The organism is Robiginitalea aestuariiviva, from assembly GCF_029537735.1.
GTDB classification, from domain to species: Bacteria; Bacteroidota; Bacteroidia; order Flavobacteriales; family Flavobacteriaceae; genus Robiginitalea; species Robiginitalea aestuariiviva.
In genome coordinates this window covers 364,959-389,393 of record NZ_JARPUQ010000002.1, presented here as the reverse complement: position 1 = coordinate 389,393, position 24,435 = coordinate 364,959, and the positions used below count along the sequence as shown (strand labels likewise).

23 protein-coding genes are annotated in these 24,435 nt (G+C 57.1%); 9 read left to right on the top strand and 14 right to left on the bottom strand.

Annotated elements, in window-relative coordinates:
- Positions 1-98: 98 nt before the first annotated feature.
- From OZ410_RS08450 to OZ410_RS08430, 5 genes are all read right to left on the bottom strand, one after another.
- Positions 99-2,567 carry a TonB-dependent receptor domain-containing protein gene (locus tag OZ410_RS08450; protein WP_277707512.1) on the bottom strand — a complete coding sequence of 823 codons (2,469 nt, stop codon included), beginning with the start codon at positions 2,565-2,567 and terminating at the stop codon, positions 99-101.
- On the bottom strand, positions 2,548-3,915 hold the full coding sequence (locus OZ410_RS08445) for an HTTM domain-containing protein (RefSeq protein WP_277707511.1): 1,368 nt from the start codon (positions 3,913-3,915) through the stop codon (positions 2,548-2,550). Before OZ410_RS08445 ends, OZ410_RS08450 begins: the two co-directional genes overlap by 20 nt.
- Positions 3,915-5,027, bottom strand: a complete 1,113-nt coding sequence (locus OZ410_RS08440; protein WP_277707510.1) for an imelysin family protein — start codon at positions 5,025-5,027, stop codon at positions 3,915-3,917. Before OZ410_RS08440 ends, OZ410_RS08445 begins: the two co-directional genes overlap by 1 nt.
- Positions 5,028-5,120: 93 nt before the next feature.
- On the bottom strand, positions 5,121-6,383 hold the full coding sequence (locus OZ410_RS08435) for a DUF4856 domain-containing protein (protein WP_277707509.1): 1,263 nt from the start codon (positions 6,381-6,383) through the stop codon (positions 5,121-5,123).
- Positions 6,384-6,572: 189 nt separating this feature from the next.
- A complete protein-coding gene (locus OZ410_RS08430; protein ID WP_277707508.1) occupies positions 6,573-7,439 on the bottom strand; it encodes a hydroxymethylglutaryl-CoA lyase in 867 nt (288 codons plus the stop codon).
- Between the two features lie 164 nt (positions 7,440-7,603).
- Between OZ410_RS08430 and OZ410_RS08425 the strand changes: the two genes are divergently transcribed.
- Positions 7,604-8,011 (top strand): Dabb family protein, encoded by a 408-nt coding sequence (locus OZ410_RS08425; RefSeq protein ID WP_277707507.1) that lies wholly within the window; start codon positions 7,604-7,606, stop codon positions 8,009-8,011.
- Here OZ410_RS08425 and OZ410_RS08420 read toward each other — a convergent pair.
- A complete protein-coding gene (locus OZ410_RS08420) occupies positions 8,008-9,054 on the bottom strand; it encodes a quinone-dependent dihydroorotate dehydrogenase (protein WP_277707506.1) in 1,047 nt (348 codons plus the stop codon). The two genes, OZ410_RS08425 and OZ410_RS08420, sit on opposite strands and share 4 nt — an antisense overlap.
- A gap of 89 nt (positions 9,055-9,143) precedes the next feature.
- Entirely contained in the window at positions 9,144-9,566 is a 423-nt protein-coding gene (locus OZ410_RS08415) for a GAT domain-containing protein (protein WP_277707505.1), read from the bottom strand.
- An 88-nt stretch (positions 9,567-9,654) separates the two neighbouring features.
- Here OZ410_RS08415 and pepT point away from each other — a divergent pair, with 88 nt between their 5' ends.
- The 3 genes from pepT (at position 9,655) to OZ410_RS08400 (ending at position 12,326) form a co-directional block, all read left to right on the top strand.
- Positions 9,655-10,908 (top strand): peptidase T, encoded by a 1,254-nt coding sequence (gene pepT / locus OZ410_RS08410; RefSeq protein ID WP_277707504.1) that lies wholly within the window; start codon positions 9,655-9,657, stop codon positions 10,906-10,908.
- Positions 10,887-11,477, top strand: a complete 591-nt coding sequence (locus OZ410_RS08405) for a YdeI/OmpD-associated family protein (RefSeq protein ID WP_277707503.1) — start codon at positions 10,887-10,889, stop codon at positions 11,475-11,477. Before pepT ends, OZ410_RS08405 begins: the two co-directional genes overlap by 22 nt.
- An 87-nt stretch (positions 11,478-11,564) precedes the next feature.
- Positions 11,565-12,326 carry an aspartyl/asparaginyl beta-hydroxylase domain-containing protein gene (locus OZ410_RS08400; RefSeq protein ID WP_277707502.1) on the top strand — a complete coding sequence of 254 codons (762 nt, stop codon included), beginning with the start codon at positions 11,565-11,567 and terminating at the stop codon, positions 12,324-12,326.
- Positions 12,327-12,329: 3 nt separating this feature from the next.
- Here OZ410_RS08400 and OZ410_RS08395 read toward each other — a convergent pair whose 3' ends face one another.
- The 4 genes from OZ410_RS08395 to nusB form a co-directional block, all read right to left on the bottom strand.
- Positions 12,330-13,673, bottom strand: coding sequence for a Gfo/Idh/MocA family protein (locus OZ410_RS08395; protein ID WP_277707501.1), 1,344 nt, complete (start codon positions 13,671-13,673; stop codon positions 12,330-12,332).
- A gap of 103 nt (positions 13,674-13,776) precedes the next feature.
- On the bottom strand, positions 13,777-14,064 hold the full coding sequence (gene yajC, locus OZ410_RS08390; protein WP_277707500.1) for a preprotein translocase subunit YajC: 288 nt from the start codon (positions 14,062-14,064) through the stop codon (positions 13,777-13,779).
- A 23-nt stretch (positions 14,065-14,087) separates the two neighbouring features.
- Positions 14,088-14,573, bottom strand: coding sequence for a DUF1573 domain-containing protein (locus tag OZ410_RS08385; RefSeq protein WP_277707499.1), 486 nt, complete (start codon positions 14,571-14,573; stop codon positions 14,088-14,090).
- Positions 14,574-14,623: 50 nt separating this feature from the next.
- The gene (gene nusB / locus OZ410_RS08380) at positions 14,624-15,565 is read right to left on the bottom strand and encodes a transcription antitermination factor NusB (protein WP_277707498.1); all 942 of its coding nucleotides are present in this window, start codon (positions 15,563-15,565) and stop codon (positions 14,624-14,626) included.
- Between the two features lie 189 nt (positions 15,566-15,754).
- On the opposite strand from nusB, the gene OZ410_RS08375 reads away from it, so the two are divergent.
- The 3 genes from OZ410_RS08375 (at position 15,755) to OZ410_RS08365 (ending at position 20,667) form a co-directional block, all read left to right on the top strand.
- The gene (locus tag OZ410_RS08375) at positions 15,755-17,509 is read left to right on the top strand and encodes an ABC transporter ATP-binding protein (RefSeq protein WP_277707497.1); all 1,755 of its coding nucleotides are present in this window, start codon (positions 15,755-15,757) and stop codon (positions 17,507-17,509) included.
- Positions 17,510-17,583: 74 nt separating this feature from the next.
- Entirely contained in the window at positions 17,584-17,970 is a 387-nt protein-coding gene (locus OZ410_RS08370; RefSeq protein WP_277707496.1) for a PUR family DNA/RNA-binding protein, read from the top strand.
- A 171-nt stretch (positions 17,971-18,141) separates the two neighbouring features.
- The gene (locus OZ410_RS08365) at positions 18,142-20,667 is read left to right on the top strand and encodes a M14 family metallopeptidase (RefSeq protein WP_277707495.1); all 2,526 of its coding nucleotides are present in this window, start codon (positions 18,142-18,144) and stop codon (positions 20,665-20,667) included.
- Positions 20,668-20,670: 3 nt separating this feature from the next.
- Here OZ410_RS08365 and OZ410_RS08360 read toward each other — a convergent pair whose 3' ends face one another.
- Together OZ410_RS08360 and OZ410_RS08355 are read right to left on the bottom strand one after the other, a co-directional pair.
- Entirely contained in the window at positions 20,671-21,711 is a 1,041-nt protein-coding gene (locus OZ410_RS08360) for a 1-acyl-sn-glycerol-3-phosphate acyltransferase (protein WP_277707494.1), read from the bottom strand.
- The gene (locus tag OZ410_RS08355) at positions 21,708-22,625 is read right to left on the bottom strand and encodes a bile acid:sodium symporter family protein (protein WP_277707493.1); all 918 of its coding nucleotides are present in this window, start codon (positions 22,623-22,625) and stop codon (positions 21,708-21,710) included. Before OZ410_RS08355 ends, OZ410_RS08360 begins: the two co-directional genes overlap by 4 nt.
- Before the next feature lie 78 nt (positions 22,626-22,703).
- Here OZ410_RS08355 and OZ410_RS08350 point away from each other — a divergent pair, with 78 nt between their 5' ends.
- The gene (locus tag OZ410_RS08350) at positions 22,704-23,267 is read left to right on the top strand and encodes a thioredoxin family protein (protein ID WP_277707492.1); all 564 of its coding nucleotides are present in this window, start codon (positions 22,704-22,706) and stop codon (positions 23,265-23,267) included.
- Positions 23,249-23,830: a GNAT family N-acetyltransferase gene (locus tag OZ410_RS08345; RefSeq protein WP_277707491.1), complete on the top strand. Its 582-nt coding sequence runs from the start codon at positions 23,249-23,251 to the stop codon at positions 23,828-23,830. Before OZ410_RS08350 ends, OZ410_RS08345 begins: the two co-directional genes overlap by 19 nt.
- Here the strand turns inward: OZ410_RS08345 and OZ410_RS08340 are convergent.
- Complete coding sequence (locus tag OZ410_RS08340; RefSeq protein ID WP_277707489.1) at positions 23,808-24,350, bottom strand: YfiT family bacillithiol transferase; 543 nt, start codon at positions 24,348-24,350, stop codon at positions 23,808-23,810. The two genes, OZ410_RS08345 and OZ410_RS08340, sit on opposite strands and share 23 nt — an antisense overlap.
- Positions 24,351-24,435: the final 85 nt, after the last annotated feature.

Here is a 24,435-nt window from a genome sequence, read left to right as displayed (position 1 = left end):
GGCAATTAAGGATTAATTGCGTGCAAATATACTACATTTCGCCTTCACTTGGGCACCTGCACGCCCCCCTTGGGAATGTTCCCGGAAGAATGTCTCCGTTAAAGCTTCCAGCCCAGGGTCAGGTAATAGGTCCGGGGCTCTGCCGGGATGATGCCCGGGCCGGGATATCCCGTGGCCCGGCGCGTAAAATAAGAGCGGTCCAGCAGGTTGTTCAACCCCCCTTCGAGGGTAAACTTCCCCAGGGTATAACTCAGGGAAAGGTCCAGAATGTCGTAGGCCGGGATGGTCCCTTCAATCCCCCGCTGGTTGTCCTGAGGATCCCTGGGGGCATTGGTGGCATCCGTGAACTGCTCGGAAAGAAAGGTATACTGCAGGCTGCCCAGCAGGTTGCGATAACCAAACCGCAGCCCGGATTTCAGGTTTACCACGGGTACGAATTCCACCTGGTTGCCCTCCACATTGGTCTCTTCAGAGCGGGTATAACGGGAATCGGTCAGGGCCAGGTTGGCGAAAAGATTCAGGCGGCGCTGGGGGTCCTGTGGCCAGAGGCTGGGCTGCAGATTCCATTCCCCGAAGGCCTCCGCCCCCAGGATCAGGGCGGTCCCGATATTGCCCCTGAAACGCACCACCCGCCCGGTCTCTACCTCCTGCCCGCTCGCATCGGTGCGGGTTTCACTGCGCAGGATTTCGCCCAGGCGGTTGTCGTACAGCATACCAAAGAGGCTCAGGTCGTACCTCAGGGCCTCCCCCACACTACCCCGGATCCCGGCATCGGCCGTAAAGCCGTTTTCGTCCGAAATGTTCGGGTCTACCTGATAGGTAGGGTTAACGACCCGGATATCGTTAAAGGTCACCGAGCGATAATTCTGGGACAGGTTGGCGTACCCTTCCAGGGCCGGGGTTACCTGGTAGGAAGCCCCCAGCCCCAACAGCAGGAAGCTGCGCTCGAACACCCGGTTGTCCGGCACTTCTTCGTTGAGCAGGGGGTTGCCGGCCAAATCCAGCACAATGTTGCGGTAAGCCCCCTCGCTTTGGGTCTTGATGTACTCAAAGCGGAAGCCCGGCGTAAGGGTAAAGCGGTCGCTCAGGGGAAAGACGTTTTCCCCGAAAAGCGCCACATTCAGGTTAGGGAATTCAAAGTTAGACTGGCGCTCGTAATTCGGATAGGTTGCCGTGGCAAAGGTAAAGTCTGGGTCTGCGGCCGCGCTGCCCGGACCCTGCTGCTGGGTGTTGGAGGTCTGGTAATACTTGGACCCCAGCAGCAAAACGGCCTTGCGTTCGCCCAGGTTGTAGCGGGTAAGCACCCTGCCCTCGGCACCCCAGTTCAGGAATTCGTCAACCAAAAGTTCCCGGGGCGCCTCCGGATCGTCCGGCTGGGAAACCCGGTTGGTACGGAAACCCAGGGCACTGCGGGAGGCATCCAGGGCAAAGAGGTTCAGGCTCAGGTCCGTGCGCTCGGAAAGGCGGTGCTCCAGCTGCAGGGCAAAGAGGTTCCAGGACACGTCAAACCAGTTCCGGTCCCGGTTGCTGAACTCCGGGTCCTGCAGGAACTGGGCATCGGTGAGGCCCCCGGGTTGTTTGGCCAGGTAATCCAGGAGGGAAACCTCCAGAGAGATCCGGGTGTCCGGGCCCAGGCGATACCCGAAATGCCCGTGGTAATTCCGGCTGTTGAACTGGGAATTGGGACGAAACCCGTTCCCTTCCTTGTAATTGAAATAGGTATAGTAGCTGAATTTCCCGAGGGTACCGGACAGGCTGTTAAAGCTGGTTTTCAGATCGAAGGACCCCAGGGTCTGGCGGGAGATCCACTCGATCTTGCGGCCGGGGTTCGGGGTTTTAAAGCGGAAGTTTACCAGGCCCCCGAACTGTGGGCCGTACTGGAGGGAAGCCGCACCCCGCACCACCTGGATCTGCCCCAGGGCCTCTGCCGGGGGCGTATAATAGCTTTCCGGGTATCCCAGGGCGTCTGCACTGATGTCGTACCCGTTCTGGCGCACGTTAAAATTGGCCGTGCGGTTGGGGTCCAGGCCCCGTCCGCCAATGTTCAGCTGCAGCCCGGCATCCCCATAGTCAAAAATATTCAGGCCCACCACCTGGTTGTAGATCTGCCTGGGGTTGTTGGCCGCCAGGTTCCCCACCAGGTTTTCCACCAGGATCACCTCGGATTTTTTCCCGGCAAAGATGGCGGTCCCCTCTACCGTTTTGAGTTTTTTCAGGGCAAAGACCTTTTCCCGCTCCCGGCGTACCACCACCTCGGGCAGGTCCAGCCCCAGGTCTTCCAGGGTAAGTTCCAAGCCGGTGTCTGCGGATATAGCCACCACCCGCTCCAGCACCTTATATTCATAGGCAAAGGCCACCAGGGTGTAGGTGCCTGCCTCCAGGTTTTCAAAACGGAAAGTTCCCCGGGCCGATGTGTTTTCAAGGGCCTGTGGCTCTTTCAGATACACCTCGGCGTCGGCAATGGGTTCGCCCCGGGTATTGGTCAGGGTCCCGGTAAGTGTGTGTTGACCGAATGCCGGTTGGAGGATGCTCAGCAGCAGGGCTGCACTAAAGGCCAGTAATCTCATCGTTGAAAGGTAAAATCCATGTTTTATGCGCAAAAGACTCCGTTTCCTTTGCGAGGTCCCGCTGCGGGTCTATATAGCGCTGGCTGGGGCGGCCGTTCAGGGCCACGAAAGCGTCTGCGTAAATGGCCACTTCCCCGTGCCCCTGGGCCTGGAAATGGTCCCGGAGGTAATGGGCGTATTCCAGGATAAAATCGGGCTGGAAGCTCATCTGCTTTTCCTGGAAGGCCGTCAGGAAATCGGTATTGTCCACATAGAACCATTTCCCGTCTTGCTGCCGAACCACCTTGAACTGTACGTAGCCGGATTTTTCCATGAGCATGACCCGCCAGGAGAATCGAAAGCCCTCTTCCGTCCAGAACAGTTCGCCCGGGTAACAGAGGTACCGCCAGGGCAGCAACAGCTGTGCCAGCAGGAAAAGGCCCAGCATACCCTTCAGGGCCCGGTCCCGGACAAGGCTTCCGGGCCTCCAGGCCCGTCCGGTGTCGAAGCGGGAGCGCGCTACCCCCAGCCGCCGCCCCGCAACCCCCAGGAGCTGCCGGTGAAAGCCCGGGCTGAAAAACACCAGGGCGGATACAATCATCACATACGGGAACATCCCGATGGGAAACAGGATGGCCGTAAGGGTGTGAAAGATCACCACCAGGGCAAAAGCAATCCCGCGGGTGGGCCGGTACCACAACAGGAAGGGTATACTCAGGTCGTAGAGTGCCCCGGCCCAGCTAAAGGCATAGTGCACCCACTCCTGCCCCATAAGCCCCCCCAGCACGGGCAGGTCAAACCGGGCGGGTAACCAAATTTTGAGGGGCAGGGCCTCCAGCAGCCAATCCGAATTGAGCTTGGCCAGGCCGGCATAGAAATACACCAGGGCCAGCATCACTTTCAACAGGTCTATGGCCCAGCGCGGCACCTGCTGGAAGCGCAGGTCTTTCCTCCGCGCGGCATCCAGGCTGAAATAGGCCTGTGCCGGCAGGAAGATCATCACAAAGGCCAGCAGGCTAATGAAATAATAGTGGTTCAGGTAGGTAGTCTTGTCCATCAGCTCGATATAGGTGAAGGACAGGAAAAACAGGACGCTGGACCAGCGGTACCTCCAGCCCAGGGCCACGCCCAGGGCAGCAAGGGCGCACAACACAAAAAGGCCGTAGGTCCAGCCCCCCAGGGGCTGCACCCATCCGAACCCATAATAGGTAAAATGAAAATCCGGTTCCAGGTAGAATTTTTCAATCCATCCATAGGCCCAGAACCGCACCACCCCCAGGAACATCATGATCCCAAAGAAAATGCGAAAGACCGCCAATGGGGCGGCCTCTGCATGTTGTGAGAAATATGGGGACAGGTGGCGTTGCATCAGTCTCCGTCTGCGTCCACAAAGTCGATGGCAATGCTCATGGCAGACACCATATCCACCTTCAGCAAGGGAACGGCAGCCTGCACCTGGTCGTAGGCCAGCAGCATATCTGTGGGCGGGTTATTTTCTTCAATTTCGCTTCGGAAGCTGCCCAAACCGCTTACCAGGGCACGGGCGGCATCCCATTGGGCATTGATGCGCTGGTCCAGGGCCTGCCCATCCTTCAGGGTATTGAGTTCCCGCAGGTAGGAGGCCAGGCTGGGCCCGGAGCCGCTGGCATGGCGCCCGTTGAAGAGGTCCTGAACCGCATCCAACCCTTCAAGGAAGAATGCCTTGGCATCTTCTGGGCTATAGTAGGCTTCCAGGGTTTGGGGGGCCGGGGTGCCTGTAAAGACCCCCAGGGGAATTCCCATTTTCCCGGCCCTCAGGAAGCGCTCATAGTAAAAGATATAATCGTTTACAAAGCGGTCCACGCTAGCCGTGGCCGAAGCCCCGTCGTTGTTTACAAAGGTATCCCGATACCCGGATTGCCATGCGGTCAGCACCGCATTGACCCGAACGGAAATATCCTCAATAACATCCGCCCCGTAGGTCCCGTACCCGGCATTGGCCGAAAACTGCTGTACAATGGCCGCATCATCCGCCCCCAGCCCGTTTAACAGGTAATCCAGGGCCGGGAAGCCCTTGGCATCCCGGTTGGAAGGGAGGGCCAGGTCATAGGTGCCGGCGTTAATGTTACTTTCCACCAGGGCTACATCTGTCGGGTAGGTATTCACCTGCAGACGAAGGCCGTCGGTTTCGGCCGGCCCCATTTCAAACATATCGACGCGCTGCCAGCTCAGGTAAGCCTGCCGCCAGCTTTGGCGCACCTGCTGCAAGGTGCTTACATCCGGTGTGGCTGCAAAAGCGGTGAAATCCGCCTCCAAGGTGGCTTGTGCCTGCAGGAAGGCCTGGTAGGAAGGAATAATGATGTTATCCGCCCAGTTCTCCAGCATAGGACGGCGATCAAACTGCTGGGGATTAGGGTCTTCCCCCGGCGTGGGGTCCCCGTCTGAGGAACATCCGAAAAGCAGGGCAAGACCGGTTAACAGGGTAAAAGAAAGTCTTTTCATTACACTTTTTATTCAATCTAAATAAAGAGGTTCAAAAGTACAAAATCCATTTGGATTGCCTGTGTGTTTTCGATCCCGGTTTCAAAAACCGGATCAATTCCCGGCCTGTTCCAGGGTAAAGCTAAACCGTGCAGCAATATCCGTTGCCAGTTGCCCCAGGGTGGCAGGGGTCACATCCCATAGTCCGTTGGCGCCGTCGTCCATCAGGTCGGTTAGCATGGCATCCACTTCGGCCTTGCTGAAGTAGGGGGCATTTTCCCCGGGCTTACGGGTAAATTGCAGGCTGTAGATAAACCCGTAACCTTCGGACAGGTCGTGGAAGATTGTACCGTATTCCGGAGCGGGTTGTTCCAGCAGCAATTTGGCCTGGTTCAGGTAATACACCGCCCGGATGCCCATGATTTCGGACAGCCTCAGGCGGATCAGGGCTGCCTGCTCGTCGCGCAGGGTGTAATCCCCGGCAGCAATGGCTGCCCGGCCCAGTTTAAACGCATCATAGATTTCATCGGCTATGCCCTGGAAATCTGAATCTCCCTCTACCCTTCCGAGGTACTTGTTCAGGAAGCTGTCGGCGCCCAGGTCTGCATTGGGGTTGGCCGGGTCCGCATTGAGCCCAAAAACATAGCCATAAGCCTCATCCCACTTGTGTTCCATAATGGTGTAGGGTTTACCTGCTTCCAGGACCTGGTTGTCATTCTCAGTCCGGTTATTTCCCGCATCGAGCACAGCAGGGCTCAGGTAATTGTTAACGGTCTGGTCCAGCATTAGCGCACCTATCAGGGATTTGTTGAAAAGCTGGTTCATCTCCAACCCGTCCGTGGTGATATAACGGGTGGAGGTCCCGTCCGCAATCTGCCCGGCAACACCCGGGGCCGCAGCCACAAACCAGTTCGGGAATACCTCGTCTACCTGCCGCTGTACCCAACCTTCAAAATCGGCGCGGATCAGGGCCTGATCCGTGGCATTGGCAGCAAAGAAGTCCACCGAGGCAGCCGTCTTGCTCTTGAGGTTTTTGTCCGAGGCATTCAGTTGGGTGTCCTGAAAGTCGGCAGCATCCTGCTGGTGGGCATACATGGAAAGGAGGGTCTCTGCGGTCCGGGTTTCGTCCATAAGAGCCACCAGGATTTCCTCCCCCATCAGCAGGCGGGTGGTTTGGCCATTAAAATCTACCGTAGAGGCACCGTCGCGTTCGAAGGTATAGGTTAAGGGCGCCTCTACAGCCTGTTGACAGGGGGTACAGGAAGAGCCGCCGCAGTCCACGCCGGTTTCATCCCCGTTTTGTATGCCATCGGAACAGGTAGCGGCTACGGGATCCTCACTTTCATCTTTCGAACAGGAAAGGGCAAGGAATGCCACGCACAGTATGGTATATCTAAGAAATCGCATGAGTTGTTATTTAGATTAAATTTAAATTACAAAGCGAAAATACCTCAGGAAGTTTTTTTCAGCAAGATTTATTTAAACTAATTCTAAACAATTTTTCAAGTCCGTTTGTATCGAGCTGGTTTTCTTTCATTTAAAACCTGGAGAAGAAATGTTAAAAAATCAAACGTACTGCTGGAAAAGTTCGGAAGCCTTATTAAATGCCGCTTCAAAAGCCATCCACTGCACCCCGGTATCCACCTTGCGGGCGGTGAAATAGGAAAGCATTTTTTCGGTGGGCATATTCCCGGTAAGTTCATCCCGGGCCATGGGGCAACCCCCAAAGCCCTGTACGGCCCCGTCAAAACGGCGACAGCCGGCCCCGAAGGCCGCATCCACCTTTTCGAACCAGGAGGTAGGGTGGGTGTGCAGGTGCGCCCCGAATTCCACCTGGGGGTGGCGGGGGATCAGGTCCCCGAACAACTGCCGGATCACCTCAGGGGAGGAACTGCCAATGGTGTCGGACAGGGACAGGATGCCTACCCCCATCCCAGCCAGGGTCTCGGCCCACTCTGAGACAATTTCAGGGCTCCACGGATCGCCGTAGGGATTGCCGAAGCCCATGGAGATATAGACCACCACCTCCTTCTGCCGGCGGCCGGCCACTTCCAGTATCCCTTTGAGCAGGTCCATAGACTCCGCAATGGTCTTGTGCGTGTTGCGCATCTGGAAGTTTTCGGAAATGGAAAACGGGTAGCCCAGGTAACGGATCTCCGGATGCTCGGCGGCCTCCTGAGCCCCCCTGAGGTTGGCCACAATGGCCAGCAGCTGCGTCCGGGTCCGGCTCAAGTCCAGGCCGGACAACACCGCGGCCGTATCGGCCATTTGGGGAATGGCGCGGGGGGAGACAAAACTCCCGAAATCCAGGGTGTCGAACCCGCAATTCAGCAGGGCCTGCAAATACCGGGTTTTGGCCTCCGTGGGGATAAAGGTTTTAATCCCCTGCATGGCATCCCTCGGGCATTCCACAATTTTTACACGCTCCCCCATTGGATTTTATTGGCCTATAAAAGTACTACTTATTCCCCTTCCGGGGTAGGGTGCGGTGGTGGATTATGGGGTGGATGATTGACAACACCGGGATGCAATCAGACGCAGAGTAGTTCCCCTCCCCGGGCGCAATTTTCGTACCTTCCGATCAAATAACCTTTCCCATGAAAACCCTGAAGAAAGCAGTAATCCTGTGCACCCTGGTAGGTGCCATGGGCGGCGTAAGCGGGCAGCAGTCCCCGGAGGCACCAGAAGCCCTGCTGCGGCACGTGGTCCTGTTTAAATTCAAAGCGGATACGCCCGAGGCCAAGCTCCGCGAAATTGAAGCCGCCTTCCTGGAGTTGCCTTCCAAAATCCCGCAAATTGTCCATATGGAATGGGGAATCAACAACAGCCCTGAGGGGCTGAATAAGGGCCTGACCCACGGCTTTTTGCTGACTTTCCGCTCGGAAGCGGACCGCGATGCCTACCTGCCCCACCCGGACCACAAAGCCTTTGGCGAAGTGGCAGGACCCTACATTGAAGATGTGGTAGTTTTGGATTACTGGGCCCGGGAGAAGGCCGCCGACTAAGGTTTACTTCCCTGCCGGAGCAGTGCCCGGTTGATGCGTCGGATCAATGCCGGCCCTTCGTAAACAAACCCCGTCCAGAGCTGTACCAGGCTGGCGCCAGCCTCCAGCTTCTCCAGGGCATCTTCGGCCGAGTGGATCCCCCCTACTCCAATGATGGGGAAGGCGCCCCCGCTTTGCTGGTGCAGGAAACGAATGACCTCAGTAGCCCTTGCCCGCAGGGGTTTGCCACTCAGGCCACCCTTTTCCTCCTGCAGGTACATATCGGACCGGAGGTGGTCCCGTGCAATGGTGGTATTGGTAGCGATCACGCCGTCTATCCCGGAGGCCTTTACGATTTCGATGATATCCAGCAACTGGGCATCGGTCAGGTCCGGGGCAATTTTCAATAAAATCGGCTTTTCACGGGTATCGGCTACCAGGGCGCACTTTCGGTTTTCCCGCTTCATGAGCTGCAGCAGTTCCGTAAGGGGTTCCTTATCCTGCAACTCCCGCAGCCCCGGGGTGTTGGGAGAGCTCACATTGACCACAAAGTAATCCACTACCGGGAAAAGGGCTTCAAAGCAGATCATATAATCTTTGGCAGCCAGCCGGTTGGGAGTAACCTTGTTTTTGCCAATATTCCCTCCTATAAGTACCCGCCGGTCTTTTTTCAGCCGTTCCACGGCTTCAAACACCCCCTGGTTGTTGAACCCCATCCGGTTAATGATGGCCTGGTCTGCCTTCAGGCGGAACAAGCGTTTTTTGGGGTTGCCTTCCTGGGGTTTGGGCGTGAGGGTGCCGATTTCGATAAACCCGAAACCGAAATTGGCCAGTTCGTTGTAGAGGCGGGCGTCTTTATCAAACCCGGCCGCCAGGCCCACGGGATTGGGGAATTTCAACCCGAAAACCTCCCGTTCCAAAGCGGGGTCTTCTACCCGGTAAATCCGCCGGATTAACCCGCCCAAGCCCAGGCGGTGAACCCAATGAATCCAGGTAAAGGACCAGTGGTGAACGCGTTCAGGATCGAAGAGAAACAAGAGGGGGCGCAGCAGGTGGGTGTACATGAAGGTGCCGGGTTTTGGCAAAGTTACAACTTCCCTCCGGCTCTGCCAGCCGGGGTGGGAATTTCCCTTTAAATTTCAGGAAAGGCCGGTTATTGGCCCGGATCCAGGGGGGCAAGGGGCTGGCGATGCACCTCCTCGCAGAGGGCGGTGTACCGCTCGTACTGGGCGGGATTAAAAGTGCCCAGCAACAGCTGGTCAAAACGGCGGGCATTGGCTACCATGGCTTCCTTCAGGGCATCGAACTTCTGGCCCAGGGCCGCCAGGTCTTCGTCGGTTTTCTGGGGATGGGTATCCAGCAGGGTCCGTACCTGTTGCCGCAAGGGGGTATTTACAGCCTGCAGCTCCTGTACCCAGCCCTGGAGTTGGGCCTGTTGCACCGTGTCGAGTTCAAAGACCTGGATGATCAGGTCCGTATCCGGCCCGCCGATTCCCAGGGTGCAATCCTGGGCAAAGCCCTTACCCATGCAGGCTGCCCAAAAGGCCAGCGCCACTATGCCTATCCGATACCTCATTCTTTGTATTTTGGCTGTCCCGGTGGTGCAGGTACCATTCCTGAGCCCCGGCCCTAAAGTATTAACTTATTAAATCCGGAAAAAGTATATGGAATCCCTGCTGCAACGCTTCCTGAACTACGTGCGCATCGACACCCAGAGTAACCCCGAATCCGATACCACGCCCAGCACTGAAAAACAGTGGGACCTGGCCAGGTTGCTGGTGCGGGAACTGGAGGAAATCGGAATGGAAGACGTAACGCTGGACGAGCGGGGCTACCTGATGGCCACCCTGCCGTCGAATGTGGAAGCCCCGGTGCCCACCATCGGGTTTATAGCGCATTACGATACCAGCCCGGATTTTTCTGGGACGGGGGTGAACCCTCGAATCGTTTCGAATTACGACGGGGGCGACATCCCCCTGGATGCCGAAGGAAAGCTGGTCCTGTCGCCCAAACAATTCCCGGAACTCCTGGAGTACCGCGGGCAGCGACTTGTAGTGACCGATGGTAGCACCCTGCTGGGCGCGGACGACAAGGCCGGGATCGCCGAGATCATTACCGCCATGGCATACCTGAAAAGCCATCCCGAAATCCCCCATGGCACCATTCGGGTGGGCTTTACCCCAGATGAGGAAATCGGCCGGGGCGCCCACCATTTCGACGTGGAGGCCTTCGGGGCCCAATGGGCCTATACCATGGACGGCAGCCAGGTGGGGGAACTCGAATACGAGAACTTTAACGCCGCCCGGGCCGAAGTACGGGTAACCGGGCGGAGCGTACACCCGGGGTACGCCAAGAACAAGATGATCAACGCCATAGGGGTACTGCAGGCCGTGCTGGGCGGGTTACCCGAAAGCGAAGTCCCCGAGCGCACCGAAGGGCGGGAAGGGTTTTACCACATCCACGACATCCGGGGGCAGATCGAATCGGCTTCGGCCCGGCTGATTATCCGGGACCACAACCGGGAGGCCTTTGAGGCCCGGAAGGCGCACTTGCAGGCCTGGGCAGATTCCTGCGCCCGGACCTACCAGACCTCCATTGAAATAGATATGGTAGACCAGTATTACAATATGAAAGAAAAGATACAACCCGTCTTCCCCATAGTGACCGTGGCAGAGGAGGCCATGCAGGCGGTGGGGGTTACCCCCATTGTCAAACCCATCCGCGGGGGGACGGACGGTTCCCAGCTCAGTTATATGGGCCTCCCCTGCCCCAATATTTTTGCAGGCGGCCATAATTTCCACGGCAAATTCGAGTACGTGCCTGTGGAAAGCATGGAGAAGGCCGTATCGGTAATTGTAAAAATTTGCGAACTTGTAGCTGGCAAACCCCTGGATACATGGACAAAAGCGCCCGCATAGCTGCCTATTTTGAAGCGGAAGGCCCCTTCCGGGAAGGCCTGGCCCTGCTGCGGGAGCAAGTCCTGAAGTCTGTCCTGGAAGAAGATTTCAAGTGGAGTGCGCCGGTATATACCCTGGGCGGGGCGAATGTCCTTGGGCTGATGGCTTTTAAAAAGCATTTCGGGATCTGGTTTTTCAACGGGGTCTTCCTTACGGACCCGCTCGGGGTCCTGGAAAACGCCCAGGAAGGCAAAACCCGGGCCATGCGGCACTGGAAGTTTACTGAAATGCCCCAGGTAAACCTGCAGGCCGTAGCCTCCTATATCTCTGAAGCCATTGCCATAGCCGAAAAGGGAATAAAGCTGCCCCCAAAGCCTAAAACCGGGGTCTTTACCGCCCCCGAACTCGAAGCCGAACTCGCCAAGGAGGTTGCGCTTCGCGCCCGGTTTGAAGCCCTGCCCCCCTATAAACAGAAGGAATACATGGAATACATTGCCACGGCCAAGCAGGAGGCTACCAAAGCCCGGAGGCTGGCCAAAATCCTGCCCATGATCCGGGCCGGGGCCGGCCTGAATGACGCCTACCGCTAAGGCTGACTTGTGTCATTGACCGATTTTGGGAGGTGCAATACCTTTTTGACTTCCCCCGGGTCCTTCCCCGGCACCATCGATCAGGCCATGAAACACTTCTGGTTTTACCTGCGCGAAAAGATCAAGTTCCGGATCTTCAGGCCCATGCTCCTGGGCATTGGCAGGGGTATGGCCCGCTTTGCCACCGTGCCGGACCGGCCGGTGATGGACAATCGTTATTTTGCCTGGACCCGTACCCTGGAGGCGCATTGGACCGAAATACGCAACGAGTTTCTGCAGCTGAAAAAACTGCAACACCTGCTCCCGGGCATACAGGACATTCAGCAGGAGCAACAGGTGCTGAACCAGGACCAGAACTGGAAGACCTTTTTCCTGTACGGTTTTGGGGAAAAAGCCGAACTCAATTGCCGGTTGTGCCCCAGGACCACGGACCTGCTCGAAGATATCCCCGGGATGAAAACCGCCTTTTTCTCCGTCATTTCAGCCGGAAAACATATCCCTGCCCACAAAGGGCTTTTCAAGGGGATTATCCGAAGTCACCTCGGACTTATCGTCCCAGGAAGGCCGGGGGCCTGCAGGATGCGGGTGGCTGAAGAAACCCACCCCTGGGAACCCGGAAAAGTAATTGTGTTCGACGATACCTATGACCATGAGGTCTGGAATGACAGCCACGAGGCCCGAGTGGTATTACTACTGGATGTGGAACGCCCCTTCCGCCCCCCATGGGCCGGGCTAAACCGGGCCATCATCCGGTGGATTACACATTCCTCCTATGTGCGCGAAGCCCAGGAGAAACACCGGCAGTGGGAGGTGGAATTCCACCGGAACCTGGGGTTCTTTTTTGTGTAGGGGTTATTTCAGGGTCCAGCCGTTGTGGTAGGTAGCCCCCATCAGGGCATTGGCTCCCGGGTCCGTAAAGGCAGCCTGCCCGTCGTCCCAAAAAAGCCGCTTCCCGGCCTTATAGGCAATATTCCCCATATGGCATACGCGCGCAGCGTGGTACCCCACGCTAATCGGGGCTTTCAGGATAGAGGCGTCCCGGTTGCGCACCGCTTCGGCAAAGTTGAGCGTATGCGGCCCAAGCCCGCCCCCGGCCGCCGCCTGCAAGGGTATGGCCTCCATTTTGGGTTGGTCCCGCAACTGTCGCCAGCTTTCGTGTTCCACCTCCGGGATCACTTCCCAGCCCCCGCGATCCACAACGAGGGTGCCGTTATTCCCTACAAAGGCGATCCCGTGGTTGCGACCGTAATTTCCGCCGTCAATACCTGTGGCGTGTTCCCACAACAGGTTAAACCCGTCAAATTCGTAAACCGTTTGCAAGGTGTCCGGGGTTTCAGAGGCATCGTCCGCATAGGCGAATTTCCCCCCGGAAGCCATCACGGATTTAGGAGTGGTGGCCTGCATCCCGTACAGGGCGTAGTCGATCAGGTGGACGCCCCAGTCCGTCATTAACCCACCGGCATAGTCCCAAAACCAGCGAAAATTAAAATGGAAACGGTTGGGGTTAAACGGCCGTTTAGGGGCCGGGCCCAGCCACATATCGTAATCCACGCCCTCCGGGGCCGGGCCGTCCGGCACTACGGGAACGGGCCGCATCCACCCCTGGTAGGCCCAGGCCTTGACCAGGCGGATAGGCCCTAAGGCGCCCGAATGCACAAAGGAAATGGCGTCCACAAAATGGGGCTGGCTGCGTTGCCATTGCCCGATCTGCACCATGCGGCCGCTTTGCTGCACGGCCATAAGCATGCGGTCGCATTCCTCTATGGAGTTGGCGATGGGCTTTTCACAATAGACATCCTTCCCGGCATCCAGGGCATCGAGCAACTGCCGGCAGTGCCAGTGGTCCGGGGTACCAATGATCACCGCATCGATATCCTTGCGCTCCACCAGCTTCCGGTAATCGGAATACCCTTTGGGTTTGGAGCGCCCGCCGGCCACCACATCGGCCTGCCGGCGTTCCAGGACGCTGCGGTCCACATCGCACAGGGCCACCACCTCCACATCTTCCTGTTGCATAAAGGCCGAAAGGTTGGAGAAGCCCATGCCATTGCAGCCGATCAGGCCCAGGCGCAGGCGGTTATTGGCCCCCAGGATGTAGCGGGGGCGGGCCCAGAGGGACGTGGGTACCACCAGGCTTGCAGCCGAAGCGGAGAGGCCCAGGGCACCGGTTTTCAAAAAGGATCTGCGGGTATGCATCTTCAGGAGGGTTTAGGGATAAAAAGGTAGCAATTTCCAGCGGGGTCAAAAAAAAAAGCACCGGGATTTCCGGTGCTTTTTCTGGCGTGGCCGTATGGCCAGCTTATTTCGCGTCGCCCTGGTTTACTTTTTTACTCATCTCCAGGGAAATGGCAGAACGATCGAATTTCAGGCGGCCGGCCATGGTTTCGATAATGCAGGAAGCGTCCTTGTCATTCAGGTCCACTACCTTGCCGTGCAGCCCGCTTTTGGTTACGATCCGATCTCCCCGCTTCAGGGATTCGGTAAATTTTTTCTCGTCCTTCTGACGCTTGATCTGCGGGCGGATCATAAAGAAATACGCCACCGCAAAAATCAGGATCATCGGGAGAAACTGTTGAAAGCCCTCCATAATTGTCTTAGGTTTTTAAGGGATTACTGGGCTACCGGTCCAATAGCGGCCGGGGCGGCTCCGGCCCGGGGGTTTACAAAGGCCTTGATGCGCAGCATTTCGGTACCCTTGGAGGTATTGGCGCGAACCGTAACCGTCTTGGTAACCTGCCCGCTGCCGGACCCATTGAAATTTACCTTGATCTCACCGGATTCTCCGGGGGCGATGGGGGTATTTACCGGGGCATCCGGTACGGTACAACCACAGCTGGCGGAGGTGCTGGTGATGATCAGCGGGGCATTCCCGGTATTGGTAAAATTAAATACCGTTTCCTGGGCAGCACCCTGTTCGATGGTTCCGAAATCGTGTTCGGCTTTGTCAAAAGTAATTTCAGGCATGTTCTTGGAAGCCTCGTCCCGTTGGGCGGCTACTTCCAGGTTGGCGGCATCGATCTTCTCGGAAGCCTTGTCTTTGCAAGAGGTAAAGGCGGTAAAGGCCAGGACGCTCAGAATGACAGTTGCTTTTCTCATGATGGTCTACATTAGAATTTTTTATTCCCCCAAAAATAAGGATAATTTGATTATAACAGGCCCCGCCCCATTTTTTTGAGGCGGCCGGAGGCCTTGTACTCCCGGATCAGCTTGTCCAGGATGCCGTTGATAAAGATGCTGCTCTTGGGGGTGGAATACTCCTTGGCGATCTCCAGATATTCGTTAATGGTGACCCGCTCCGGGATGGACGGGAAGTACAGCAGTTCGGCAATCCCCATCTTTAGCAGGATGCGGTCGATCTCTGCAATGCGGTCCTTGTCCCAATTGGGGGTCTTGCCCTCGATCTCCCCGGCCAGGGCCTCGCTGTTCAGCAGCGTCTTCTGCAGCAGCTCCAGGGCAAAGGCCATGTCTTCGGTATTCTTCATCAGGGCGGGGAACAGAAAGCCTTCCTCCGCATCTTCCCGCATCTTGCCCAGGCGTTTGAGGATAAAGGTATTTACCAGGGGCAGGTCATCCACCCAGGTAATGCCCTCATCCTCGAGAAAGTCGTAAATCTTATCGTTGGGGGCAATGATTTCCCGGAAGACCAGCAGGGCAAAGTCCCGGTCTGTAGCCCATCCGGGAGATTCCTGGCAATACGCTTCGTATTCCGGGCTTTCCAGGATCTGGTGGTAGAGGATTTTAATGTATTCCTCATTCAGGTACCACTGTTTGAGTTTGCGTTTTTTGAGTTCAGCTGCCAGGCGCTCGCTGGACGCCAGGACAGAGAAAAGGGCATTGGACGCCAGTCGGGAGGCGTCCGGGCGCCGGGGCCCGTCCTTAAGGTACTTGTTGGCCCCCAGGGCCAGCTGGGCTTCGGCAAATTGCTGCAGTTCCCGGAATATTCCGAGGATGAGCAGGTAGAGGGTGAAGGTTTGCCCGATACTGCGGCGCAGGAACGCCTCAGATTCCTGCAGGCCGCCCTGCTCGGAAAGGCTCAGGGCATAGATGCTCTGCATTACTTTTACCCGGATATGCCGTCTGGTTAGCATGTAAAGAACTTTCAATCGTGACGCCGCAAAAATAGAAATAGATTTCGACATGCCACAACCCGAAATGCATCCAGGCCACCCGAAGCGGCTTCCCGGTTTAGGAATTCCCTAACACGGCATTGGCAGCAAAGGGTTATCTTTGTGCGCCGGCACCCCCCCGCCGTGGTTACCGGGGTGCTGCAAGGGCCGATGAAAGCACTCAAACACCTCAATAAATACTTCCGGAAATACTGGGGCAAACTCCTGATCGGGACCCTGATCACCATCATTGCCCGCGTCTTTCAGCTGGTAATGCCTTCCTATGTAAAAAACATCGTGGAGGTTGTAGAGGAATACGGCAACGGGGCCCTGGGCCTTACCGAAGCCCGGGCGCAACTCCTGGAATTTATCGGGATCATTATCGGGGCGGCCCTGCTTTCGGGCTTTTTTACCTTCCTGATGCGCCAAACCATCATCAATGTTTCCCGCTACATCGAATTCGACCTGAAAAACGAGGTCTTTGACCACTACCAGCGGCTGAGCCTGAATTTTTACAAAAACAACCGCACCGGAGACCTGATGAACCGCATCAGTGAAGACGTGAGCCAGGTGCGCATGTACGCGGGCCCGGCCATCATGTACGGCATACAAACCCTGACGCTCTTTGTCTGCCTGATCCCCCTGATGTTTATCAAAGCCCCCACCATGGCCTTTTATGCCCTGGTACCCCTGCCTGTACTTTCCGTGCTGATCTACTGGATCAGCCGGATCATCCACCAGCGCTCCACCCGGGTGCAGGCCTTTTTGTCTACCCTTTCCACCTTTGCCCAGGAATCCTTTTCCGGGATTTCCGTGATCAAGGCCTATGCCATAGAGCCCCGCATAAACCGGGAAGCCAGCGAGCTGGCCCAGGAAGGGAAGGACAAGAGCATGGACCTGGCCAAGGTAAACGCCTGGTTTTTCCCGCTGATGATCCTCCTGATCGGGGTGAGTAATATTTTTGTGATCTACGTGGGGGGCAAACAGTATTTCCGGGGGGAAATCGATACCCTGGGGACCATCCTGGAATTCATCATCTATGTGAACATGCTTACCTGGCCGGTGGCCATCGTGGGCTGGCTCACCTCCATTGTACAGCGGGCGGAAGCTTCCCAGAAACGCATTAACGAATTCCTGGACCAGGAGCCCGAGATCCGCAATACCGCCACCCACCCCACCGAAGTCCGGGGCAAGATCGAGTTCCGAAACGTGTCCTTTACCTACCCGGATACAGGCATTGAGGCCCTGCACAACCTCTCCTTCAAGGTATTGCCCGGGCAAACCCTGACCATCCTGGGAAAAACCGGGTCGGGAAAATCTACGGTACTGGAGCTCCTTGCCCGTCTCTACGACGTCTCTTCCGGGCAGATTCTGATTGACGATACCCCCATACCCCAGGTACATCTGGATTCCCTGCGCAAGGCCATCGGGGCCGTGCCCCAGGATGCCTTCCTCTTTTCGGATACCATAGAGAATAACATCCGTTTCGGGAAGGAAGACGCCGGCATGGAGGAAATCGAGGCCGCTGCGCGCATGGCGGTTGTAGACCGGAACATCGAAGGCTTTGCCAAAGGGTACCAGACCATCCTTGGGGAGCGGGGCATTACCCTGAGCGGCGGGCAGAAGCAACGGGTATCCATTGCCCGGGCCCTGCTGAAAGACCCCGTGATCTACCTCTTTGACGACTGCCTTTCCGCCGTGGATACCGAAACGGAGGAGGCCATCCTGTCTAACCTGAAAAAGGCCTCCCGCGACAAAACCACCCTCATTGTGAGCCACCGGGTCTCTTCGGCCATCCATGCAGACCAGGTCTTGGTGCTGGACAACGGGCGGCTGATCCAGGCCGGCACGCACGAAGAATTATTGGGGCAGGAAGGCTACTACCGGGAGCTGTACCACAGCCAGTTATCGGGGAAAGAAAAGTAGAAAAAGTTGCTGATTTAGCATTTTTTTCACATTTTTGAGAACCTTATAGCCAAGCTTCAACCAAATTCCTAGTAATGCGTGAAAATGAATTGACGGACCAGGAAGAGATATTTTCCAAGGTGCTGAGGGCCGGACGCAGAACGTATTTTTTTGATGTGCGCAGCACCCGGGCCGGGGATTATTACCTGACCATCACGGAGAGTAAGAAATTCACCCACGACGACGGGTCTTTCCATTACAAGAAACACAAGATTTACCTCTACAAAGAGGACTTCGATGCGTTCCGGGATATCCTGGACGACACCACGGGGTTTATCATAGACCAGAAGGGGGAAGAGGTTATCTCCGAACGCCACCAGAAGGATTTCCGCAAAGGCGAAGACGAGGCAACGGACCACGGCTCCCAAAACGGGTTGCCCAGCAGCGACAAATTCGTCGATGTGGACTTTGAAGATATCTGACCGTCCCTCCCCAAAAAACAAAAAGGCCCCGGCGGCCTTTTTTTTTTATCCCTGGCACGGCTGGCCTTTTTTAGCCCGGGAGGCGTTTGGCCCGGCCGTGGCCTATGGTTATCTTTACGCTTTACCAGACAACCGGACATAACCGGAGCCTATTTCCAAAGACCAACACCTATGAAAAGATCCATTTTTGCAATCCTGCTGCTGGCCGCCCTGGCGCCGGCTCAGGCACAGGAAACCCCCGGCCTGGAGTACTACCTCCCCCAACAGATTTCCTATAATCCGGACATCCCCACCCCAGAGTCCGTAATCGGGCACCAGGTAGGCCAGTGGCACGTAACCCACGACAAGCTGGTGCAGTACATCACCGCCCTGGCGGCAGCCAGCGACCGTATGGTGCTGGAAAACCGCGGCACTACCTTCGAGGGGCGGCCCCTGCTGCTCCTGAAGGTTACCGCCCCTGAAAATCACACCCGCCTGGACGAGATCCGTCAGAACCACCTGGCACTGACCACCCCCGGCGCGGCCGCCATGGACCTGGACAACATGCCGGTTGTGGTGTACCAGGGCTTTTCCATCCACGGCAACGAGCCCAGCGGGGCCAATGCCGGCCTGGCCTACGCCTACTATTTGGCGGCGGCCCAGGGGCCTGAAATCGAAAAAATGCTGCGGGAAATGGTTATCCTGATGGACCCCTCCTTCAACCCGGACGGCCTGCAGCGGTTTGCCCACTGGGCAAATACCCATAAAGCCATCGCCACCACGGCAGACCCCAACGACCGGGAATACCACGAAGCCTGGCCAGGGGGGCGGACCAACCACTACTGGTTTGACCTGAACCGCGACTGGCTGCCGGTACAACTGCCCGAAAGCCGGGCGCGCATCGTGACCTTTCACGACTGGCTGCCCAATGTGCTGACGGACCACCACGAAATGGGTACAAATTCCACCTTCTTCTTCCAGCCCGGGGAGCCTTCCCGCGTTCACCCCCTTACCCCGAAAAGGAATCAGGAACTCACCGCCGAGATCGGATCCTACCATGCCAAGGCCCTGAACAAAATCGGTTCCCTGTATTATTCAGAAGAAGACTATGACGACTTTTACTACGGTAAGGGCTCTACCTTTCCGGATGTAATGGGCAGCATCGGTATCCTGTTTGAGCAGGCCAGCTCCCGGGGCCATATGCAGGAAAGCGACAACGGGGTTCTGACCTTCCCCTTCACCATCCGCAACCAGTTTACGGCGGCCCTTTCCACCATTGAGGCGGCCTGGAACATGCGCACCAAACTCCTGGATTTCCGCAGGGATTACTACGCCCAGCTGCGGTCCGAAAGCGGGCGTGGAAACCCAGCCTACATCTTCGGGGATGCCAAAGACGCGGCCAAGGCGCGGCACCTGGCCGAGATCCTGCACCGCCACCGCATTGCCGTGCACCCGCTGAAAGGGGAGCGCACCATTAACGGCAAGACCTACACGGAAGGTCACAGCTATGTGGTGCCTTTGAACCAAAAGAACCCCCGGCTGATCCGGGCGATGTTCGAGAAGCGCACCTCCTTTACAGACAGCCTGTTTTACGATATCTCCGCCTGGACTTTCCCCCTGGCCTTTAACCTGGATTACGCCGAACTGGGCAGCCTGCCCGAGGTGGGGCCGGCCCTGGAACGCCTGCCCGAACTCGGAGGCGGAGTAGACCGGAAAAGCCAGTACGCCTACCTCTTCCAATGGCATGAATACTACACCCCTAAGGTGCTGAATACCCTGCTGCAGAAAGGCATTCGCGCCAAGGTAGCCCGGGAGCCCTTCCGTCTGGGCGGGCAGTCTTACGACTACGGGACCATCATGATCCCTGTGCAGGGACAGGAGCTGGACCCGGAGGCTTTGTATAGCTTCCTGCAAAAAACCGCCTCGGATACCGGGGTGCAAATTGCGGGCGTAAATACCGGGGTCACCGAAGGCATCGACCTGGGCAGCCGGGAATTTGAACGGGTTCGCGCCCCCAAAATTGCCATGCTGGTGGGCAATGGGATCCGCTCCTACGATGCCGGGGAAATCTGGCACCTGCTGGACACCCGCTACGGCATTGAACTGACTAAGATCGATACGGATTACCTGAACCGGGCAGACCTGGACCGGTATACCGATATCATTGTGCCGAGCTCCTGGGGGACTGCCCTGTCGGAACGGGCCACGGCCAAAATCAAGGAATGGGTGTCCGACGGCGGCACCCTGATTGCCTATACCAATGCTGCCAACTGGCTGAAACGGGCCGACCTGATGGACCTGAAAATGCGCAAGGACAGCAGTTTGGTGGCCAGGGATATCCGCTTTGACCAGAAACAGGATTTCCTGGGGGCACAGGTTACCGGGGGGGCCATCTTCGAATCCCGCCTGGACCGCTCCCACCCCGTAAGCTGGGGCTATAAAAACGACCGGCTGGCCCTGTTCCGGAATTCCAACGTATACCTGGAGCCGGAAAAGAACAGCTATGACAACCCCATCCGGTATTTGGACAACCCCCTGCTAAGCGGGTATATTTCGGAAGAAAATGCCAAGCTTATCTCAGGCAGCGTGCCCTTTAAGGTAACCCGCAAGGGCAGCGGCCGGGTAATCCTCTTTACGGACAACACCAATTTCCGGGCCTTCTGGTACGGGACTAACAAATTACTGATGAACGCCATCTTCTTTGGCCACATCATGTAGCCCCTAGCGGGTCTTCACATAGGCCAGATTATGCAGGAAAAGCAGGGTGGCGGTTGCCAGGCCGGCAACCCACCCTGCCAGGCTGCCCACCATAAGAAAAAGCAGCAGCAAATAAACCGGGAAGGCCATGATAGCAAAGCCAAAGCGAAAGGTGCTGAGGAATTCCGGTTCCCATACCTTGTGGCGCGCCACCCACCTCCAGGGCAGCCACACCGGGAAATTCACAAGGCGGAACAGCAGGTCCCATAACCTGTAGCTTCCGCCTTTTTTCATGCGTCTAACCGGCAAGGCATCGGCCTGTCCCTTCAGGTATGCGTTTACCGCAGCAGGCTGCAGGAAGTCTGCGCCTTTGGCCTCCAGAGGCTGGATCTGCGTTTCATAGTCCCGCTCGGGATCGGCATGGGTAGTTTGCTGTGAAAGGACCTCGAATACCGCCTGTTTCATGGAGGCTGCAAAGGCATTGGGGTCTTTGACGGACTTCCAGCGGGAAGCCGGAATAGGCGCCCCGAACATATAGGTAACACGGTCCGGGAAGCCCGCCGCGTCCTGGTAATTGATGCCTACCGGGACCAATTGCAGGTCCAGGCCCGGATGCAACTCCATAGCGTGTTGTACAATCCTGGTAAACCCTTTGGATAGTGGCCTGACCTGCCGCTTCAGGTTATGATTGGCTTCCGGGAAAAGCAGCAGGTGTTCCCCGGCAGCCAACAGGGCGGCACACCGGTCAAAAACCTCGGCATTCCGCTTCAGGGTATGGCGGCCGTCCCGCATGCGGTAGATGGGGATCATCCGCAAGGCCTCAAAGACCGCTTCCAGGAACCCTCCCCGGAACACATCGGAGCGGGTCAGGAAATAGGGTTTTCGCGCCCTGGCAAAGGCGGCGTAAATCAGCGGATCCAACAGGGCATTCTGGTGGTTGGGTAGTAGCACCACGGGCTTGTCTGCAGGTACCTGTTCCATGCCTTCAAAATGCAGGCGCTGGTAATAACAGCGAAAGGCCGTGCGGATCAGGGGTTTCAGCAGGGCGTAAAAAAGCTTTTTCAAAGTACCGGTTCTTTTCGGGTCCGGGCCAGGCTCCAGAGGGCGGCCAGCAGCAAACCGGAAACCAGGTGCCAGATGCCCCAGGAGGCAGCCACCAGGGCCATCCCGCCCAGGCCATCAAAGAAAGTAAATATAAGCAAAAGACCCAGTCCGGAATTCTGGATGCCCGTCTCGATGGTTATGGTTCGCACTTCCCGGGCGCCCAACCGCATGAGCCGTGCAGCACCGAACCCTGTGGATAGCGCCAGCAGGTTATGCAGGAGGACAATCCCAAAGACCGCCCCCACATAGGCCGCAAAAACCTCCCGGTCCCGCCACAGGGCCAGGCCAATTAACCCCATAAAAAACAAGAGGGAAGCCCCCTTGAAATAGCGTGCCAGGGCATGTGCCGTCCGGGGCCGGAAATGCCCCAGGAGCATCCCGCAGCAAAGGGGTATGGCCAACAACAAGGCTACCAGCCGTATCATTTCGAAAAGGTCAATATGGATAGCGCGGAGAATTTCGGCCGTTGGCCCGTAGAGGCTGCCCCAGGCTTCCAGGTTCATGGGGGTCATAAACACGGCCAGCAGGGTGGCAATGGCCGTCAGGCTTACGGACAGGGCCGTATTCCCCCGGGCCAGGTGCGTCATAAAATTGGAGACATTGCCCCCGGGGCAACTGGCTACCAGGATCATCCCCAGCGCAAAACTGGGCCGGGGTTCCAGCCACCAGACCAGCAGGAAAGTCAGGGCGGGCAACAGCAGAAACTGGCAGGCCACGCCCGTAAGCACGGCCCGGGGCGCCTTCCAGAGCTGCCGGAAATCCGACAGGCGGATATCCAGGGCGATGCCGAACATTACAAAGGCCAGGGCCAGGTTCAGCATCCAGAGGGTATCCGTGTCAAAACGGATTTGCAGGTGGTCCAGGGAGTTTTCCATACCAATTTGAGAAGGTAGGCATCCTCTAGGGATTAAACAAGTTTCAGTACCTTTGAGACCCTCAAAACCCGCTAACCCATGGCACGTACACCCAGCAACATGCTACCCCTGGGAACCCGGGCACCGGAATTCCGCCTGCCGGATACAGTAAGCGGGACGGAACTGGGCCTGGAGGATATCCGGGGAGACCGGGGCACGGTGGTCATGTTTATCTGTAACCACTGTCCCTTTGTCAAACACGTCAATGCCGAAATCGTACGCCTGGCCCTGGCATACCAACCCCGGGGAGTCGGGTTTGTGGCAATCTCGAGCAACGATGTGGAACATTACCCCCAGGACCATCCGGACCTGATGCAGGCCACGGCAAAAGAAGAAGGATATCCGTTTCCCTACCTCTATGATGCCAGCCAGGAGACGGCCCGGGATTACGATGCCGCCTGCACGCCGGATTTTTACCTCTTTGACCAAAACCTGGAGCTGGTGTACCGGGGGCAGCTGGACGGCTCCCGTCCCGGCAACGGGATTCCGGTAACCGGCGAAGACCTGGAGGCCGCCCTAGGAGCGCTGCTGGAGGGCCGCCCGGTTTCCGCAGACCAAAAACCCAGCATTGGCTGCAACATCAAATGGAAAACAACACCCTGATCCGGGTAGCGGGAGCATCAGACCTGTACATGGAACGCCTCTCCCGGGGGCTGATAGATACCTACCTGCAAACAGGGCGGCAGGCCTACACCGACCATTACTGCCATTTATGGCCCCAGGGCAACCCCCATCCCTACCTCTCGCGGAACTTTATCCCCGAAAAGGTTACGCCGGACCTGGATAACCCGGATTCCTGGTTGTGGGTGGTACGGGCCGGCGGCCAGGCCGCAGGCATTTGCAAATGGGTGGTAGGCAAGCCCGGCGGCCCCCTTCCCGGGAAGCCACAGGTCTTCCTCGAAAAGATTTACTTTAAAAAAGCGTTTACGGGCATGGGCCTGGGCGGGCACGTTATGGACCACCTGCTGGCCTGGTCCCGGAACAGGGGCGCTGCATACCTTTGGCTGGAAGCCATGCAAAAAGGCCCTGCCCTGTCCTTTTATCAGCAGCGGGGATTCCGGATTCTCGGAGAAACCCAGGTGCCCTACCCCGAGGTCCTGCCCGGGGAAAAAGCCATGTGGGTATTGGGTCGGGAAACGGCCCCTACCAGTGCTCTCGGTCAATAAGCCCCTGAATATGCGCCAGGTGGTGGTTGCCGTGCCAGGCATACCGCCCGACATTTTCTTCCAGGGAAGTTGCCGCCCCGGAGTCCGGATGCACAAAGGTCCGGGCCAGGGCCTGCCCGTCCAGCCCGCGCAGCAGATAGACCAGTTTGGCGTGGATGGCTTCCAGGTGTTGTAAAGACAGGCCAATGGGCGCGGTCCGGGTATCGAAGAGTTCGGCCCAGGCCATTTCATTATAGGCCTTGATCACCGGGTTATCTTCCGTTAAAGCCCATTTAAACCGGATATAACTGTTGTGGTGGCTGTCCGAAAGGTGGTGTACTACCTGGCGTACGGTCCACCCACCCGGCCGGTATGGGGTTTGCAGCTGGGCCTCCGAAAGGGGTGTCACCAAATCCTTCAGGCGGGTGGGCAGGGCTTCGAGTTCCGCGATCCAATCCCTGAGCTGCACCTGAGAAATGTGGTCCGGGGCGTGGAAATGACCAATAGGGTATCTGAGTTTTTCCAGGGCTTCTGCTTCCATATCTCACACTTTGCCCTAAAATTAATAGAAGTTTAACCCCGGCACAAGATAAATTCTCTTATTAATCTACTATTTTTATGGGCTA